General features: G+C 72.9%; 14 protein-coding genes. 13 read left to right on the top strand and 1 reads right to left on the bottom strand.

Annotated features, from left to right (window positions below):
- Positions 1-85: 85 nt before the first annotated feature.
- From aspS to O7608_RS22910, 13 genes are all read left to right on the top strand, one after another.
- Positions 86-1,906, top strand: a complete 1,821-nt coding sequence (aspS, locus tag O7608_RS22970) for an aspartate--tRNA ligase (RefSeq protein WP_289206562.1) — start codon at positions 86-88, stop codon at positions 1,904-1,906.
- A gap of 143 nt (positions 1,907-2,049) precedes the next feature.
- Positions 2,050-2,673 (top strand): winged helix-turn-helix domain-containing protein, encoded by a 624-nt coding sequence (locus O7608_RS22965; RefSeq protein ID WP_289206561.1) that lies wholly within the window; start codon positions 2,050-2,052, stop codon positions 2,671-2,673.
- Positions 2,670-3,959, top strand: a complete 1,290-nt coding sequence (locus O7608_RS22960) for an MFS transporter (RefSeq protein WP_289206560.1) — start codon at positions 2,670-2,672, stop codon at positions 3,957-3,959. Before O7608_RS22965 ends, O7608_RS22960 begins: the two co-directional genes overlap by 4 nt.
- A 95-nt stretch (positions 3,960-4,054) precedes the next feature.
- A complete protein-coding gene (locus tag O7608_RS22955; RefSeq protein WP_289206559.1) occupies positions 4,055-4,234 on the top strand; it encodes a hypothetical protein in 180 nt (59 codons plus the stop codon).
- Positions 4,235-4,426: 192 nt separating this feature from the next.
- Positions 4,427-5,893, top strand: a complete 1,467-nt coding sequence (locus O7608_RS22950; protein ID WP_289206558.1) for a replication-associated recombination protein A — start codon at positions 4,427-4,429, stop codon at positions 5,891-5,893.
- A 1,212-nt stretch (positions 5,894-7,105) separates the two neighbouring features.
- A complete protein-coding gene (locus tag O7608_RS22945) occupies positions 7,106-7,486 on the top strand; it encodes a hypothetical protein (protein ID WP_289206557.1) in 381 nt (126 codons plus the stop codon).
- A 251-nt stretch (positions 7,487-7,737) separates the two neighbouring features.
- Positions 7,738-8,484 (top strand): hypothetical protein, encoded by a 747-nt coding sequence (locus O7608_RS22940; protein WP_421361232.1) that lies wholly within the window; start codon positions 7,738-7,740, stop codon positions 8,482-8,484.
- A gap of 147 nt (positions 8,485-8,631) precedes the next feature.
- Positions 8,632-9,093, top strand: coding sequence for a DUF948 domain-containing protein (locus tag O7608_RS22935; RefSeq protein WP_282227752.1), 462 nt, complete (start codon positions 8,632-8,634; stop codon positions 9,091-9,093).
- Between the two features lie 16 nt (positions 9,094-9,109).
- Complete coding sequence (locus O7608_RS22930) at positions 9,110-9,415, top strand: hypothetical protein (RefSeq protein ID WP_282227751.1); 306 nt, start codon at positions 9,110-9,112, stop codon at positions 9,413-9,415.
- Entirely contained in the window at positions 9,412-12,096 is a 2,685-nt protein-coding gene (gene alaS, locus O7608_RS22925) for an alanine--tRNA ligase (RefSeq protein ID WP_289206556.1), read from the top strand. The genes O7608_RS22930 and alaS overlap by 4 nt, the downstream gene beginning before the upstream one ends.
- Entirely contained in the window at positions 12,093-12,590 is a 498-nt protein-coding gene (gene ruvX / locus O7608_RS22920) for a Holliday junction resolvase RuvX (protein WP_289206555.1), read from the top strand. The genes alaS and ruvX overlap by 4 nt, the downstream gene beginning before the upstream one ends.
- A complete protein-coding gene (gene mltG, locus O7608_RS22915) occupies positions 12,590-13,783 on the top strand; it encodes an endolytic transglycosylase MltG (protein ID WP_289206554.1) in 1,194 nt (397 codons plus the stop codon). Before ruvX ends, mltG begins: the two co-directional genes overlap by 1 nt.
- Positions 13,770-14,678, top strand: coding sequence for a shikimate dehydrogenase (locus O7608_RS22910; protein WP_289206553.1), 909 nt, complete (start codon positions 13,770-13,772; stop codon positions 14,676-14,678). The genes mltG and O7608_RS22910 overlap by 14 nt, the downstream gene beginning before the upstream one ends.
- On the opposite strand, the gene O7608_RS22905 is transcribed toward O7608_RS22910, so the two are convergent.
- On the bottom strand, positions 14,634-15,824 hold the full coding sequence (locus tag O7608_RS22905) for a multidrug effflux MFS transporter (RefSeq protein ID WP_289206552.1): 1,191 nt from the start codon (positions 15,822-15,824) through the stop codon (positions 14,634-14,636). The two genes, O7608_RS22910 and O7608_RS22905, sit on opposite strands and share 45 nt — an antisense overlap.
- Between the last annotated feature and the right edge of the window lie 69 nt (positions 15,825-15,893).

Here is a 15,893-nt window from a genome sequence, read left to right as displayed (position 1 = left end):
CGTGGCCGGGATCGACGCCGAAGCGGATCGGCCGGGCTGACACAATGCGGGTGCAGTCCGTACCCGCGATGAGGAGTTCCGTGCCGTGATTCGTACCCATGACGCTGGCAGCCTGCGCCCGACGCACGCCGGCACGTCGGTGACGCTCGCCGGCTGGGTGGCCCGCCGGCGCGACCACGGCGGTGTCATCTTCGTCGACCTGCGCGACGCCTCCGGCGTGGTGCAGGTGGTGTTCCGCGAGGAGATGCAGCTGGCGCACGCGCTGCGCAACGAGTTCTGCGTCCGGGTGACCGGCACCGTCGACCGCCGCCCGGAGGGCAACGACAACCCGGAGCTGGCCACCGGCGAGATCGAGGTGACCGCGACCGAGCTGACCGTACTGTCGGAGGCGGCGCCGTTGCCGCTGCCGATCGACGATCAGGTCGACGCCGGCGATGACGTCCGGCTGCGGTACCGCTACCTGGACCTGCGGCGCAGCGGGCCGTCGGGGGCGCTGAGGCTGCGGTCGCGGGCCAACCAGATCGCCCGTACGGTGCTGCACGACCGCGACTTCGTGGAGATCGAGACGCCGACGCTGACCCGGTCGACGCCCGAAGGTGCCCGCGACTTCCTGGTGCCGGTGCGGCTGCAGCCCGGCACCTGGTACGCCCTGCCGCAGTCGCCGCAGCTGTTCAAGCAGCTGCTAATGGTCGCCGGCATGGAGCGCTACTACCAGATCGCCCGCTGCTACCGCGACGAGGACTTCCGGGCCGACCGGCAGCCGGAGTTCACCCAGCTGGACATCGAGATGTCGTTCGTCACCCAGGACGACGTGATCGAGCTGGGTGAGTCGATCGTCGGTGCGCTCTGGCGGGAGCTGGCCGGGCACGACATCACCGGACCGGTGCCGCGGATCACCTGGCACGAGGCGATGGACCGGTACGGCTCGGACAAGCCGGACCTGCGCTACGGCGTGGAGCTGACCGAGCTGACCGACTTCCTGCGCGGTACGGCGTTCCGGGTGTTCGCCGGGGCGATCGACGCGGGCGGCTACGTCGGCGCGGTGGTGATGCCCGGCGGTGCCGCGCAGACCCGTAAGGAGCTCGACGGCTGGCAGGACTGGGCCAAGGCGCGCGGCGCGCGGGGCCTGGCGTACGTGGTGCTGGACGCCGAGACCGGTGAGCCGCGTGGGCCGGTGGCGAAGAACCTGTCGGCGGAGCACCTGGGTGGGCTGGCCGACGCGGTCGGCGCCAAGCCCGGTGACGCGATCTTCTTCGCTGCCTCGACCAACCGGCGGGAGGCGCAGGAGTTGCTCGGCGCGGCCCGCATCGAGATCGCCCGGCGGGCCAACCTGATCGACGAGAGCGCGTGGGCGTTCTGCTGGGTGATCGACGCGCCGATGTTCGAGCCGACCGAGGAGGGCGGCTGGACGGCGGTGCACCACCCGTTCACCTCGCCGACCGACGAGTGGCTGGACCGTTTCGATGGTGCCCCTGGCGAGGCTCTGGCGTACGCGTACGACATCGTCTGCAACGGCAATGAGATCGGCGGTGGCTCGGTTCGTATCCACCAGGGGGATGTCCAGCGGCGGGTCTTCGACCTGCTGGGCATCACCGAGCAGGAGGCGTCGGACAAGTTCGGCTTCCTGCTGGAGGCGTTCAAGTACGGCCCGCCGCCGCACGGCGGTATCGCGTTCGGCTGGGACCGGATCTGCATGCTGCTGGCCGGGGTGGACTCGATCCGTGAGGTGATCGCGTTCCCGAAGACCCGGGGCGGGTTCGACCCGTTGACCCAGGCGCCGACGCCGATCACCGCGCAGCAGCGGGCGGAGGCCGGGGTGGACGCGAAGCCGAAGCCGCCGGCCGGTGTCGCGCCGACCCCGGCGGCCGGTACGGCCGGGGTGGCCGCTCCGGTGGAGCCGTCCTGACCTGCGGACAAGTGGATGAGTGGGCTGGGCCCGGGTGCGGTACGCACCCGGGCCCAGCTGCGTCTTGAGCGCAGGACGCTGGTTGCAGAGAAAGTGTGCAAAGATGTTGTGCACACTTCCTTTGTATAGTTACTCTGCATCTCATGGACGAGCAACTCTCGACGGTCTGGCTCACCGGGGACCAGGTCCGCACCCTGGCCCACCCGCTGCGGCTGCGGCTGCTCGGCGCGCTGCGCCTGGACGGCCCGGCGACCGCCACCACCCTGGCCCACGAGCTGGGCACCAACACCGGCGCCACCAGTTACCACCTGCGCAAGCTCGCCGACGCCGGGCTGGTCCGCGAGGAGCCGGCCCGGGGCACCGGCCGGGAACGCTGGTGGCGGGCGGTGCACCAGGAAACCGCCTGGCACAACACCGCCTTCGACGCCGACCCGGATGCCCGCGCGGCCGCCGACTGGCTCAACAGTTATTTCCTTCAGCTGTTCGTCCAGCGTGCCGAGGAGTGGCACACCGCCCGGGACGGTTACCCGCCGCAGTGGCGTGCGGCGGCCGACTACTCCGACACCCGGTTGACCCTCACCGCCGACCAGTTGCGTCGACTCAACGCCGAAATCGCCGAGGTCGTCGAGCGCTACCGCACCGACCCCGGCCCCGGCGACGGCGTGCCCGAGCAGGTGCTGCTCTACAAGTACGCCTTCCCCCGGGTCATCAAGGGCGGTGACCGGGACGGTACGGCCGGGGACGAGCCGGTCGGAGACGAACGGTGACCGGAGGATTGACCGTACGCCAGATCCACCGGCGTTACCTGGTCCTGCACAGTCTGCGCTGGGCGCCCACCGGGCTGCTGATCCCGGTCACGGTGCTGCTGATGCTCGAACGTGGGCTTGCCCTGCCGCAGATCGGCCTGGTCGTCGCCGCACAGGGGTTCGCCGTACTGCTGCTGGAGTTGCCGACCGGCGGCCTGGCCGATGCGATCGGCCGCAAGCCGGTACTGATCGGTGCCGCTCTGGCGAACCTGGCGTCGCTGACGCTGCTCGTGATCGCCGACTCGTTCGGGGTGTTCGTCGCCGCGCTGCTGCTGCAGGGTGTCTACCGGGCGTTGGAGAGCGGGCCGCTGGAGTCCTGGTACGTTGACGCGACGCTGGCCGCCGACCCCGACGCGCGGTACGAGGACGGCCTGGGCCATGGTGGCGTGGTCGCCGGTCTGACCATCGCCGCCGGGGCCCTGACCTCCGGCGTGCTGGTGGCGATCGGTCCGGTCGGGCCGGTCAGCGCGTTGACCGGACCGGTCGTGGTCGCCGGGGCGCTGCAGGTCGTCGGCCTGCTCGGCCTGGCAATGCTGCTGGTCGAGGTACGCCCGGCGGCCGGGGCGTCGACGCTGGGTGCGTCGGTCCGGCAGGTGCCCGCCGTGGTGCTCGGCGCGCTGCGGCTGCTGCGGCGTTCCCGGATCCTGCTCGCTCTGATCGCGGTCGAGCTGTTCTGGGGATTCGGCATGATCTCCTTCGAGACGCTGATGCCGGTACGGCTGGCGGAGGTAGCTGGCGATGCCGACCGGGCGGCGGCGCTGCTCGGCCCGGTCGGCGCGGTGGCCTGGTTGGCGTCGGCCGGTGGCGCCGCGCTGGTGCCGGCGCTGAGCCGCCGGCTCGGCGCGCCGGTGACCGCCGCCGCGTTCCGGATCCTGCAAGGGGCGACCGTGGTCGCGATGGCGCTGCTCGCCGGGCCGGTCGGGGTGATCGCCGCCTACCTGGCCTGCTACGCCGTCCACGGCGCGTCGAATCCGGTGCACCTGGGTCTGCTGCACCGGCAGGTGGACGGCCCGCACCGGACCAGCGTGGTGTCACTCAACTCGATGGTCGCCCAACCGGCCGGTGCCCTCGGCGGGGTGGTGCTGCTGGGTGTCGCCGGCGCTGCCTCGGTCAGCCTGGCGATGCTGGTCGGCGCGGCGGTGCTGGCGGCGGCCGCGCCGCTGTACCTGGTGGCCCGGCGCCCGCGCCCGGTGCCGGATCCCGGGGCGCGCCCGGTGCCGACCCCGACGGCGGGGGCGTCGGTGTGACCCGACCGGCGGCGCCGACCTGGTCCTACCTGGATTGGCCAAGGGGTCTGCCGGGTATGGCAGAGCCGACCCACTGAACCCCCCAGGAGGATGTCATGCTCGCCATCGTCGCGGCAGTCGTCTTTGGTTTCGCCCTGCTTCTCGACCTGCTCAACACCGATCTGGGTGCCCCGGACCTGTTCAACTGGAACACGCTGGTGCTGATCGGGCTGCTCTGCCTGGCGCTGTTCCATGCCGGCATCGGGAACCGCCGCTGGTCCCGGCGTCGGCGGTGAACCGGCGGACGGGCTGACCTGAGCCGTCGTTCGGCGCGCGCCGCCAATCCCCATCGGGTCCGACGCGCCACCTACCCACCGGGGCCGACAGGTAGCCGGTGACCAGGGACGGCTCCCTACGCGTCGGGCGGTGTCCGGGCCCGATCTCGGCGGGTTTCCGGCAGCCGAGATCGGGCCGGTACTGTCTTCGTGATGGAGTCCGACGCCCTTTTCACCTACCCCGCTTCCGGGGGGCGGCCCGACGTGGCGCCCCCCGGAAGCGCCGTGGTGTCAGGCGGGGTCGGCAGCAGCGGCGCCGCCCCTGACCCGCAGGCACCGCTGCCGGTACGGATGCGCCCGGCCAGCATCGACGAACTGGTCGGCCAGGGTCACCTGCTGGCGCCGGGTGCCCCGCTGCGGCAACTGGTGACCGGGGCGGCGCCGATGTCGGTCATCCTGTGGGGCCCGCCGGGCTGCGGCAAGACCACCGTCGCCCACCTGGTGGCCCGGGCCACCGACCGGCGGTTCGTCGCGATGTCGGCGCTGTCCGCCGGGGTCCGCGATGTCCGCGCCGTGATCGACGAGGCCCGTCGGCAGCGGCGCACCGGGGGTCTGCCGACCGTCCTGTTCATCGACGAGGTGCACCGCTTCAGCAAGACCCAGCAGGATTCGCTGCTGGCGGCGGTGGAGGACCGGACGGTGACACTGCTGGCCGCCACCACGGAGAATCCCCACTTTTCGGTCATCTCGCCGTTACTGTCGCGGTGTGTCCTGCTCACCTTGCGTCCGCTCACCGACGACGCGGTCCGCGACCTGCTGCGCCGGGCGGTGACCGACCCGCGTGGGCTCGGCGGGGCGCTGCGGTTGTCGGCGCCGGCCGAGGACCATCTCGTCCGGCTCGCCGGCGGCGACGTCCGCAAGGCGTTGACCGCGCTGGAGGCTGCGGCTGCGGCGGCGACCGCCCGCGACGTCGACGAGATCGACCTCGACACCGCCGAGCAGGCGATCGACGTCGCTGCGGTCCGCTACGACCGCGACGGCGACGCGCACTACGACGTCACCAGCGCGTTCATCAAGAGCATGCGTGGCTCCGACGTCGACGCCGCACTGCACTGGCTGGCCCGGATGCTGGTCGCGGGCGAGGACGCCCGCTTCATCGCCCGGCGCATCGTCATCTTCGCCAGCGAGGACGTCGGGATGGCGGACCCGGGTGCGTTGTCGGTGGCGACCGCCGCCGCCCACGCCGTCGAGTACGTCGGCCTGCCGGAGGCACAGCTCAACCTCGCGCAGGCGGTGATCCACCTGGCCACCGCTCCCAAGTCCAACTCGGCCACCACCGCGCTGTCCGCCGCGATCGCCGACGTACGGGCCGGCAAGGGTGGGGCGGTGCCGGCACACCTGCGCGACAGCCACTACTCCGGTGCCCGGCAGATCGGCCACGGCCGCGGCTACCGTTACCCGCACGACGATCACCGTGGCGTGGTCACCCAGCAGTACCCACCCGACGAACTCGCCGGTGTCGACTACTACCGGCCGACCGAGCATGGTGCGGAGCGCGCCGTCGCCGCGCGGATGCCGGTGCTGCGTCGTATCGTGCGTGCGACATCCGGCCCGGCGTCCGACAACGCCACCGCATCCGATGACAGCGGCAGCCTGGCTGCCGGGGAGGTACACCAGTGAGAGCGCGCGGTTCTGACCGCCCGGATGCACCCGACGAGCGTCGTGAGGCCAAGGCCAAGGGCCGCCGGTGGGGCCGGGCACAGGTCGAGGAAGAGGTCAGCGGCGAGGAGACCGGCTGGCTGGACGACCTGCGTACCGCCAAGGAACAGCAGGTCGACATCGGGCCCGGCGGTGGCGGCGACCGCCCGTCGCCCGAGGGCCCGCCGCCACGCGCGCAGCGGCCCGCTCCGCCCCCGCCCGCCGGGGGGGCCGCACCGGCAGATGTCCGGCGGCCCGAGCCGCCCCGGCCGCCCGGACCGCCGCCTCCGGGCCGTGACCCGAACAGGCCTGCCCCGCAGCCGTCCGCTCCCGGCGTGCCGGTTCCGCAGTCCGGCAACGCCCCGCCGTTGCCGTCCGCGCGGGCGGCAACGGCCCCGCCCGCTCCAGGCCGGCCCGGCGTCCGACCGGCACCGGGTCCGGGCGAGCGGCCGGGTCCGGGTGACCGGTTCGGTACGGGCGAGCGGCCCGGCCCGGGTGACCGGTTCGGTACGGGCGAGCGGCCCGGCCCGGGCTCCGGCGAGCCGGACCGGGGACCATCTCCCGCACCGACCCGTGGCGGCCGACGCCGTGCCCCGGAGCCTGACGACCCGGCCGACACCTGGTCGGACCGCTCCGGTCCCCGCCCGGGTTTTCCTACGGGCCAACGACACCGGGCTGATGCCGCGCCGACGCCTGGCCCAGGGTCACCGGTCGGACCGGTGTCGCCGGCCGGCGACGGTCCGCCACCGGCGGGTCGCCCCGGCACGTCACCCTCCGCCGGGCCGGTGTCGCCGGCACCTGGCGGTCCGCGCCGCAGCCCGGGCCGCGGTGGTATGGCCGCGCCGGTGGTACCCGGCCCCGGCGGCGCGCTGCCGCCCGGCCGTGACTCTCGGCACGACCCTTCGCCCGAGCCGCCCGGCCGCCCGGCCGCCCGGCCGGCCGGCCCCCCACCGGCGGCCCGGGTCGGCATGCCCAGTGCCGGCGCCGCAGCCAGGGTGCGTCCGCCTGGGCACGACGATCCGCCGACCGCCGGGTACCGCGACGCGCCACCGCCCGGCGTCGGGCGGCCACCGATGCACGGCCAGCCACGGCCGCCCGCTCCCGGGCGGTTCGACCACCCGGAGCACCCGGGCGGCGGCATGTTCCCGGGTCGGCCGTCCGGCGACGGCCCACAACGGCCCGTCTCCGGCGCCGGTGGCCCCCCTCGGCCGGTCTCCGGCGCTGGAGGCCCGGGTGCCGGTGGCCCGCAGCGTCCTGTCTCGGGTGCCGGTGGTCCGCCCCGGCCCGTGTCCGGTGGCCCGCAGCGTCCTGTCTCGGGTGCCGGTGGCCCTCCTCGACCGGTCTCCGGCGCTGGGGCGAGCGCCCCGGTGGCACGGGCGGCTGCGGCCGCCCCGGTCCGGCCCGCCGATCAACCACCGATGCCCGGACCGGGCGGCCCCCGACCGCCGGTCGGCCCCGGCCCCGCCCGAGGTGTCCCGGACGGTGGTCCGCGCCCGGGACCGGGCCCCGGTGGTCAACGTCCCGCACCCGGGCCGGCCGGTCCCCGGTCGGCGCCGGACGGCCCGCGACCGGTGACCGGGGCGGCAGGCGCACCACCGCTCCACGGCAGACCCGGACGCCCGTCGGCGTCGCCGGAGGATCCGACCGAGATCCGCCCCCGGGATCCGGCCGCCCTGCGCGCCCCCGGGCCCGTCGCCGACCGTGGCGGGCGGACAGCGGTGGCCGCCGTACCCAGGCCGGTAGCCGGCACGCCGCACGGCGGTCCCGGGCCCGACGGACCAGGCCGGGACGACCCTGGCCGCGACGCCGCAGGAGCCACCGGCGCGATCCGGTCCGCCGCCGGCGGCCCGGTCCGGCCCGGTGCCGGCCCGGACGACGGTGCGTCGGGGCCCGACGGCGTTGCCGACGACGAGTCGACCCGGCAGCAGCGGCGCCTCCGCGCGGTGGCGCTGATCATGGTCGCGGTGGTCGTCCTGGCGGCGCTTCCGCTCTACTTCGGGATCCGGGCGGCGACCCGGGATCCGGTGTTCAACTCTCTCGACCGGCTCGACGTGCCCGGCTGGGCGGCGCTGGAGAGCACCGACGCCGTCAGCGGCAGCCGGTGGTGCCTGATCGACTGCCGGTTCCGCGAGCGGACCATGACCTCCGAACGTGGCCCTGAGGAGACCGCCCAGGTCTACACGGCGGCGCTCACCGACGCGGGCTGGCTGCCGTGGAAGGTCGAGCTCTGCCCGTCCCAGCCGGTCGACGGCCAGTACACCTGCTGGACCCGTGACGAACTCACGTTGGATCTGTGGGTCCGGCCGCCGGCCTGCTCGGAGGACCTGCTCGCGCAGCGGCCGACGGTCGAACCGCCGGCCGGTGACGCCGCCGAGGGGGATCCGGCCGCTGAACCGCCGGGCAGCGGGGCCGACAACTGCAGCGGATCCGTGGTGTCGATCAAGGTGCGCAACGCCATCGACGACGACCGGATGAAGCCGCAACCGAGCCTCGACCCGTCGTTGACAGGTGAGGATCCCGACCCGGTGTATACCGACGACCCGCTGCTGGACCTGGACGTCGAACCGTCGTGAGCGGACCTCCGTCACGGACGGTAGGGTCTGCACCGGTGGCGCCGCGTCCGGTGCGTACTGCGGCGGAGCAGCGACGACGACCGACGCTGGCGCCGGGGTGCGCGGCCGGCGTGGCAGGTGGTTGGTGAACGAGGAGGACAGGCAGGCATGGACGGTGGACAGATCGCGGCACTGGTGGCCGCCGGGGCGTTCCTGATGCTCGTGCTCGTGCTGGCGGTGCCGATTCTGCGACTGCGGCACACGGTGGACGCGGCGACCCGGGCGATCAACGACCTCAACGACCGGACCGGGCCGCTGCTCGGCCAGGTGAACGCCTCGGTCGAGAACGTGAACACCGCTCTCGGACAGATGCACACGACCCTCGACGGCGTGAACATCCAGCTTGCCAAGATCGACACGATGACTTCGCACGCCCAGAACGTGACCGCCAATGTGGCCAACCTGGCCACTGTGGTCTCGGCCGCGGCGGCCAATCCGCTGGTCAAGGTGGCCGCCTTCGGGTACGGCGTACGTCGGGCCGCCTCCGCCCGGCGCAACGCCGAAGCCGAGCGCGACGTCCGCGCCGAACTCAAGCAGCGACGCCGGGCGGCCCGGCGCAACGCCGGATGACCGGGAGGACGCTGTCATGAAACGCCTGCTCTGGCTCGGCGTCGGCCTCGCTGTCGGTGCGCTGGTGGTGCGCAAACTCACCCGGACCGCCCAGTCGTACACCCCTGCCGGGATCGCCTCGTCGCTGTCGGAATCCGCTGGTGGTCTGGTGGAGTCGGTCCGTACCTTCGTGGAAGACGTCCGTGACGGCATGGCCGAGCGTGAGCAACAGATCCAGGCCGCGTTCGCCGAGGGCGTGGCGTTCGATGACCAGTTCGCCGAGCTGCGGGGCGACCCACGCATCGGCGACGACGAGATATTCCCCCAGGAGGACGTCCGGTGAAAACGGCGGAGATCAAGCGGCGGTTCCTCGCGCACTTCGAGGCCAACGGCCACGCCGTGGTGCCGTCCGCTCCGCTGCCCGCGATCGATGACCCGAACCTGCTGTTCATCAACGCGGGCATGGTGCAGTTCGTGCCGTACTTCCTCGGCCAGCGCACCCCGCCGTTCCAGCGGGCGACGAGCGTGCAGAAGTGCATCCGGACGCCGGACATCGACGAGGTCGGCAAGACCTCACGGCACGGCACGTTCTTCCAGATGAACGGCAACTTCTCGTTCGGCGACTACTTCAAGCAGGGCGCGATCCCGCTCGCCTGGGACCTGTCGACCAAGCCGGTGGAGCAGGGCGGGTTCGGCATGGACCCGGAGCGGATCTGGGTGACGGTCTACCTCGACGACGACGAGGCCGCCGACATCTGGCGGCAGACCGGGGTGCCGGCGCACCGGATCGTGCGCCGGGGCAACAAGGACAACTTCTGGTCGATGGGCATCCCCGGCCCGGCGGGGCCGTGTTCGGAGCTGTACTACGACCGGGGTCCGGCGTACGGGCCCGACGGCGGTCCGGAGGTCGACGAGGACCGGTTCCTGGAGTTCTGGAACCTGGTCTTCATGCAGTACGAGATCACCAACGTGCAGAGCAAGGAGGTCTTCGACATCGTCGGGGACCTGCCGAAGAAGAACATCGACACCGGCATGGGCCTGGAGCGGATCGCCTCCATCCTGCAGGGGGTGGACAACCTCTACGAGATCGACGAGGTACGCCCGATCCTGGACCGGGCCGCCCAGCTGACCGGCAAGCGGTACGGTGCCGGCTCCGGTCAGGCGGCGAGCGAGTCGCACCCCGACGACGTACGGCTGCGGGTGATCGCCGACCACGTGCGGACCTCGCTGATGCTCATCGGCGACGGGGTGACCCCGAGCAACGAGGGTCGTGGCTACGTGTTGCGCCGGATCATGCGGCGGGCGATCCGGTCGGTGCGGCTGCTCGGCTGGCAGGACCGGGCGTTGCCGGAGCTGCTTCCGGTGGCCCGCGACTGCATGGCGCCGTCGTATCCGGAGCTGGCGGCCGACTTCGAGCGGATCTCGACGTACGCCTACGCCGAGGAGGACGCGTTCCTGTCGACGCTGCGTTCCGGGACGACGATCCTGGACCTGGCCATCTCCGAGACGAAGACGGCCGGCGGCGCGAAGCTCTCCGGTGACAAGGCGTTCCAGCTGCACGACACCTACGGTTTCCCGATCGACCTGACCTTGGAGATCGCCGCCGAGCAGGGGCTGTCGGTGGATTCCGACGGGTTCCGCCGGTTGATGTCCGAGCAGCGGGCGCGGGCCAAGGCGGACGCGCAGGCGCGCAAGACCGGGCACGTCGACATGTCGGCGTACCGGGGGGTGCTCGACGCCGGTGGGGCGGTGGACTTCACCGGGTACGCCGAGGTCGCGCGGGAGTCGCGGGTGCGGGCGGTGCTCGGCGCGGGCGGTGTGTCGCTGCCGGTCGCGGGCGAGGGCGACGTGATCGAGTTGGTGCTCGACAGTACGCCGTTCTACGCCGAGGGCGGTGGTCAGCAGCCGGACACCGGTCGGCTGACCGTGGGTGCCGGCGAGGTCGAGATCTTCGACGTCCAGTCCCCGGTTCCGGGGCTGGTCGTGCACAAGGCGAGGGTGGTCCGTGGCGAGGTGCGCACGGGGGAGACCGGGTACGCCGAGATCGACATCGCGCGTCGCCGGGCGATCTCGCGGTCGCACACCGCGACCCACCTGGTGCACCAGACGATGCGCAACTTCCTCGGTGAGTCGGCCACTCAGGCGGGTTCGCTGAACGCGCCGGGTCGGCTGCGGTTCGACTTCAACACCCCCGGCGCGGTGCCGCCGTCGGTGCTTGTCGACATCGAGCAGCAGGTCAACGAGGTGCTGCTGCGTGACCTGGAGGTCAACGCGTTCATCACCTCGCAGGAGGAGGCGCGGCGGCTCGGCGCGATGGCGCTGTTCGGTGAGAAGTACGGCGACGAGGTGCGGGTGGTCGAGGTCGGCGACTACGCCCGGGAGCTGTGCGGCGGCACCCACGTCACCCGTTCCGGTCAGCTGGGCCTGGTCAAGATCCTGTCCGAGTCGTCGATCGGGTCCGGGGTCCGCCGGGTGGAGGCACTGGTCGGGATCGACGCGTTCAACTTCCTGGCCCGTGAGCACCTGCTGGTCGCCCGGCTCGCCGAGCTGTACCGGGTGCCGTCCGAGCAGGTGGCCGACCGGGTGCAGCAGACCGTCACCCAGCTGCGCGACGCGGAGAAGGAGCTGGAGAAGCTGCGGGCGCAGCTGGTGCTGGGCGGCGCGGCGGCGCTCGCGGCGCAGGCCCGTGACCTTCGTGGGGTGGCGTACGTCGGCACCGAGGCGCCCGACGGTGCGGGCGGCAACGACGTGCGCACGCTGGCTCAGGAGATCCGGGGCAAGATCGATCCGGCCCGGCCGGGGGTGGTCGCGGTGGTGGCCCGCTCCAACGGCAAGGCGTCGCTGGTGGTGGCGGTGAACGCGGCGGCCAAGGCGCGTGGTGTGGCCGCCGCTGATCTGGTCAAGGGCGCGCTGCACGGCCGGGGTGGCGGCAACGCCGACCTGGCCCAGGGCGGTGGCCTGCCGGCGGCGGAGGCGGCGAGTCTGCTGGTCGCCGTCGAGAAGGCGATCGCCGAGGCGCCGTGACCCGGGCGGAGACGGGCGGGTCGGCGCCGTACGGGTTCGTTCGTGGGCGCCGGCTCGGGGTGGACGTGGGTCAGGTCCGGGTCGGGCTGGCGATCAGCGATCCGGACGGCATCCTGGCCACTCCGTTGCTGACGGTGCAGCGCGACCTGTCGACCGCCGGTACCGGAGACACTACCGTTCCAGCCGATATTGCCAGAATTGTCCAGATAGTCAGCGAACACGAGGTACGGGAGGTTATCGTCGGCCTGCCGGTGAACCTCGCCGGTCGTCACGGCCCGGCGGCCGATGCCGTCAGCGCGTACGTCCGCTCACTGAGCGTGGCGATTTCGCCGATTCCGGTCCTGATGACCGACGAAAGGATGTCGACGGTGGTCGCTAGCCGTAGGCTGTCGGAGCGGGGCGTACGAGGACGGCGCCAGCGCGCGGTGGTCGACCAGGCGGCCGCCGTGGAGATCCTGCAGAGCTGGCTGGACGCGCAGCGGAGGCGGATGTGATGATCGACGAACTGGACCTCGCTTTCGAGGACCGGGCCGACAAGGGCCGGCACCGTCGTGGCGCGCGCCGCAAGTCCTCGGGCGGCGGCGGGCGCGGCAAGACCGCTGCGGCCCTGCTGGTCACCCTGCTGATGCTCGGTGTGCTCGGCGGTGGTGTCTGGTACGGCTTCGACCGGCTGCAGAACTACTTCGCCACCCCCGACTACGACGGCGGCGGCACCGGCCAGGTGGTCGTGCAGGTCCGTCCCGGTGACTCCGCCACCGACATCGGCAACACCCTGGTCGAAGCCGGGGTGATCAAGAGCACCAAGGCCTTCACCAACGAGGCGCGCTCGAACTCCCGCAGCCAGAACATCCAACCGGGCTTCTACAACCTGCGTCTGGAGATGAGCGCGGCGACCGCGCTGAGTCTGCTGCTCGACCTGGAGAACAAGGTTTCCAACCGGGTCACCATCCCGGAGGGGCGCACCGCCAAGCAGATCTACCAGGCGCTGGCCGAAGCGACCGACATCCCGGCCGAGGAGTTCGCCGCCGCCGCGCAGGACCCCCTGGCCCTCGGCGTGCCCGACTGGTGGCTCACCCGGACCGACGGCGAGCAGGTCACCGCGTCGGCGGAGGGCTTCCTCTTCCCCGACACCTACGACTTCGATCCGAACGTCACCGCCCCGGAGATCCTCACCCTGATGGTCGACCGGTTCCTGACCGTCACCGGCGAGATGGAGTACGCCGAACAGGTCCAGGCGGAGCGGGGCGGGATCAGCCCGTACGAGGCATTGATCGTGGCGTCGCTGGCCCAGGCCGAGGCGGGCATCGCCGAGGACCTCGCCAAGGTCGCCCGGGTGGCCTACAACCGGGTCTACAGCGAGACCTTCCCCTGCAGCTGTCTGCAGTTCGACGTGACGGTCAACTACTACTGGGAGCTGACCGGCAAGCCGACCAAGGCGTCCAAGGACATGACCCGGGAGGAGCTGTACGACGCGAACAACCCGTACAGCACCCACGCCCACAGCGGGCTGCCACCCACGCCGATCAACAACCCTGGCCGGGCCGCGCTCGAAGGGTCGGTCAACCCGCCGGACGAGGACTGGGTCTTCTTCGTCGCCATCGACAAGGAGGGCCGCTCGGCGTTCGCCACCACCGTCGAGGAACATGACGCGAACATCGAGATCGCCCGACGGAATGGCATCCTCTGACCTGCCCGGCGGGTCCCGTACCGGGGCCCGTCCGGTCGACAGGCACCGGGCCGCGGTGCTCGGCACGCCGATCGCCCACTCGCTCTCCCCGGTGATCCACAACGCCGGGTACCGGGCCGCCGGACTGACCGACTGGCACTACACCGCGATCGAGTGCGCCGAGTCGCAACTGGCCGACCTGATCGCCGGCCTGGGCCCGCAGTGGGCCGGCCTGTCGGTCACCATGCCGCTCAAGGAGGCGGCGCTCGCGGTGGCCGACCGGGCCACGCCGGTGGCGGCCGCGATCGGCGCGGCCAACACCCTGGTACGCCGACCCGACGGCACCTGGTCGGCCGACAACACCGACGTCGGCGGGATGGTCGCGGTGCTGCGGGAGGCCGGAGTCGGTGCCGGGGCGCGGTTCACCGTCCTCGGTGCCGGCGGTACCGCGCGGGCCGCGCTGGCCGCCGCCGCCGCCCTCGGCGCCGGTCAGGTGCAGGTGGTGGCCCGTCGCGCGGCCGCGATCGCCGATCTGGCCCCGGTCGCCGACGCCCTCGCGGTCCCGGTCACCGGTGTCGGCTGGGACGACCACGCCGCCCTGGCCGAGGCCGTCGACGTGGTGGTGTCGACCGTGCCCAAAGGCGTCGCCGACCCGCTCGCCGGCCTGCTGGGCTGGACACCTGCGACGGTCTGCTTCGACGCCATCTACGACCCCTGGCCGACCCCGCTTGCCACGGCGGCGGCCGCCGCCGGCTGCCGTGTGGTGTCCGGTCTCGACCTGCTGCTCGCCCAGGCGATCGGCCAGTTCGAACAGTTCACCGGGGTCGCCGCGCCGGTGCCGGCGATGCGGGCGGCGCTGCACGCCGCCCGGTCAGCCACGGTCGCGCCCGGTCAGCGTCAGCACGGCGACCAGTGACAGCCCGGCCGCACCGCAGATGATCAGCGCCATCGGTAGCGCGTCGCCGGTGCCGGCCAGCCCGACCAGCGGGGCGGCCAGCGCGCCGATCCCGGAGCCGGTGGCACCCAGCAGGGCGGCGGCGGTCCCGGCGTGCCGGGCGTGGTGCTCCAACGCCAACGCGGTGCCGTTGGGCATCAGCATCCCGACGGTGGCGACATACACCGCCAGCGGCACCAGCACCAGCACCAGCGTGCCGGTGCCGGCCCCGGCGACCAGCAGCCCGGCGGCGGCCAGCCCGGCGACCAGCGCGCCGACGAACAGCCGGCGTGGCCCGTGGCGGCCCACCAGCCGGGCGTTGAGCTGGCCGAGACCGATCAACCCGATCGCGTTGACCCCGAACACCACGCTGTACGCGGCGGCGGACAACCCGAACCCGTCCTGCAGCACGTACGGCGACCCGGCGATGTAGGTGAACAGTCCGGCGAAGGCCAGGCCCTGGGTCAGCGCGTAGCCGACGAAGGCCCGGTCGGTCAGCAGCAGCCGCACCGCCCGGGCGGTCCCGGCCAACCCGTCGGGGTTGCGGCGCTGCACCGGAAGGGTTTCCGGCAGCCACCGGGCGAGCACGACGGCGAGCAGCGCGGCGATCACCGCCAGGGCGACGAAGATGCCCCGCCAGGAGGTGAACCGCAGCACCACCGCGCCGAGCGCCGGTGCGGCGATCGGCGCCACCCCGAAGATGATCAACAGCCGGGAGAAGAACCGCACCGCGTCGGCACCGGAGTAGAGGTCCCGCACGACGGCGCGGGCGACCACCACCCCGATGCCACCGGCGAAACCCTGCGCCAGGCGCAGCCCGGCGAGCGCCTCGGCGGTCGGCGCCAGCGCGCAGGCCAGGCTGACCACGACGTATCCGGCCGTGCCCACCAGCACCGGTCGACGCCGGCCCCACCGGTCGCTGAGCGGACCGCCGACAAGTTGGCCGAGGGCGACGCCGATCAGACAGGCGGTCAGCGACAGCTGCACCCGGGCCGGTGCCGCACCGAGGTCGTCACTGATCGCCGGAAACGCCGGCAGGTACATGTCGATCGACAGCGGACCGACCGCGGTGACCGCGCCCAGCAGGACGAGCAGCACCGCCGGTCGGCGGCGGACGTCGTACGGCACGGTGGCCACCCCCCCGGAATCCCACCAACCGTACGGTAGGTCGGGCCGGCCGCCGTCTCATGGGTGCGC

This window comes from Solwaraspora sp. WMMA2056 (genome assembly GCF_030345095.1).
Classification (GTDB): Bacteria; Actinomycetota; Actinomycetes; order Mycobacteriales; family Micromonosporaceae; genus Micromonospora_E.
This window is presented reverse-complemented; position numbering and strand designations above follow the sequence as displayed.

Excerpts from the sequence above, each read along its gene's own strand:
- O7608_RS22930 (WP_282227751.1), top strand. The coding sequence starts at position 9,110 with ATGAAACGCCTGCTCTGGCTCGGCGTCGGCCTCGCTGTCGGTGCGCTG.
- O7608_RS22910 (WP_289206553.1), top strand. The coding sequence starts at position 13,770 with ATGGCATCCTCTGACCTGCCCGGCGGGTCCCGTACCGGGGCCCGTCCG.
- O7608_RS22965 (WP_289206561.1), top strand. The coding sequence starts at position 2,050 with ATGGACGAGCAACTCTCGACGGTCTGGCTCACCGGGGACCAGGTCCGC.
- O7608_RS22950 (WP_289206558.1), top strand. The coding sequence starts at position 4,427 with ATGGAGTCCGACGCCCTTTTCACCTACCCCGCTTCCGGGGGGCGGCCC.
- O7608_RS22935 (WP_282227752.1), top strand. The coding sequence starts at position 8,632 with ATGGACGGTGGACAGATCGCGGCACTGGTGGCCGCCGGGGCGTTCCTG.
- O7608_RS22955 (WP_289206559.1), top strand. The coding sequence starts at position 4,055 with ATGCTCGCCATCGTCGCGGCAGTCGTCTTTGGTTTCGCCCTGCTTCTC.
- mltG (WP_289206554.1), top strand. The coding sequence starts at position 12,590 with ATGATCGACGAACTGGACCTCGCTTTCGAGGACCGGGCCGACAAGGGC.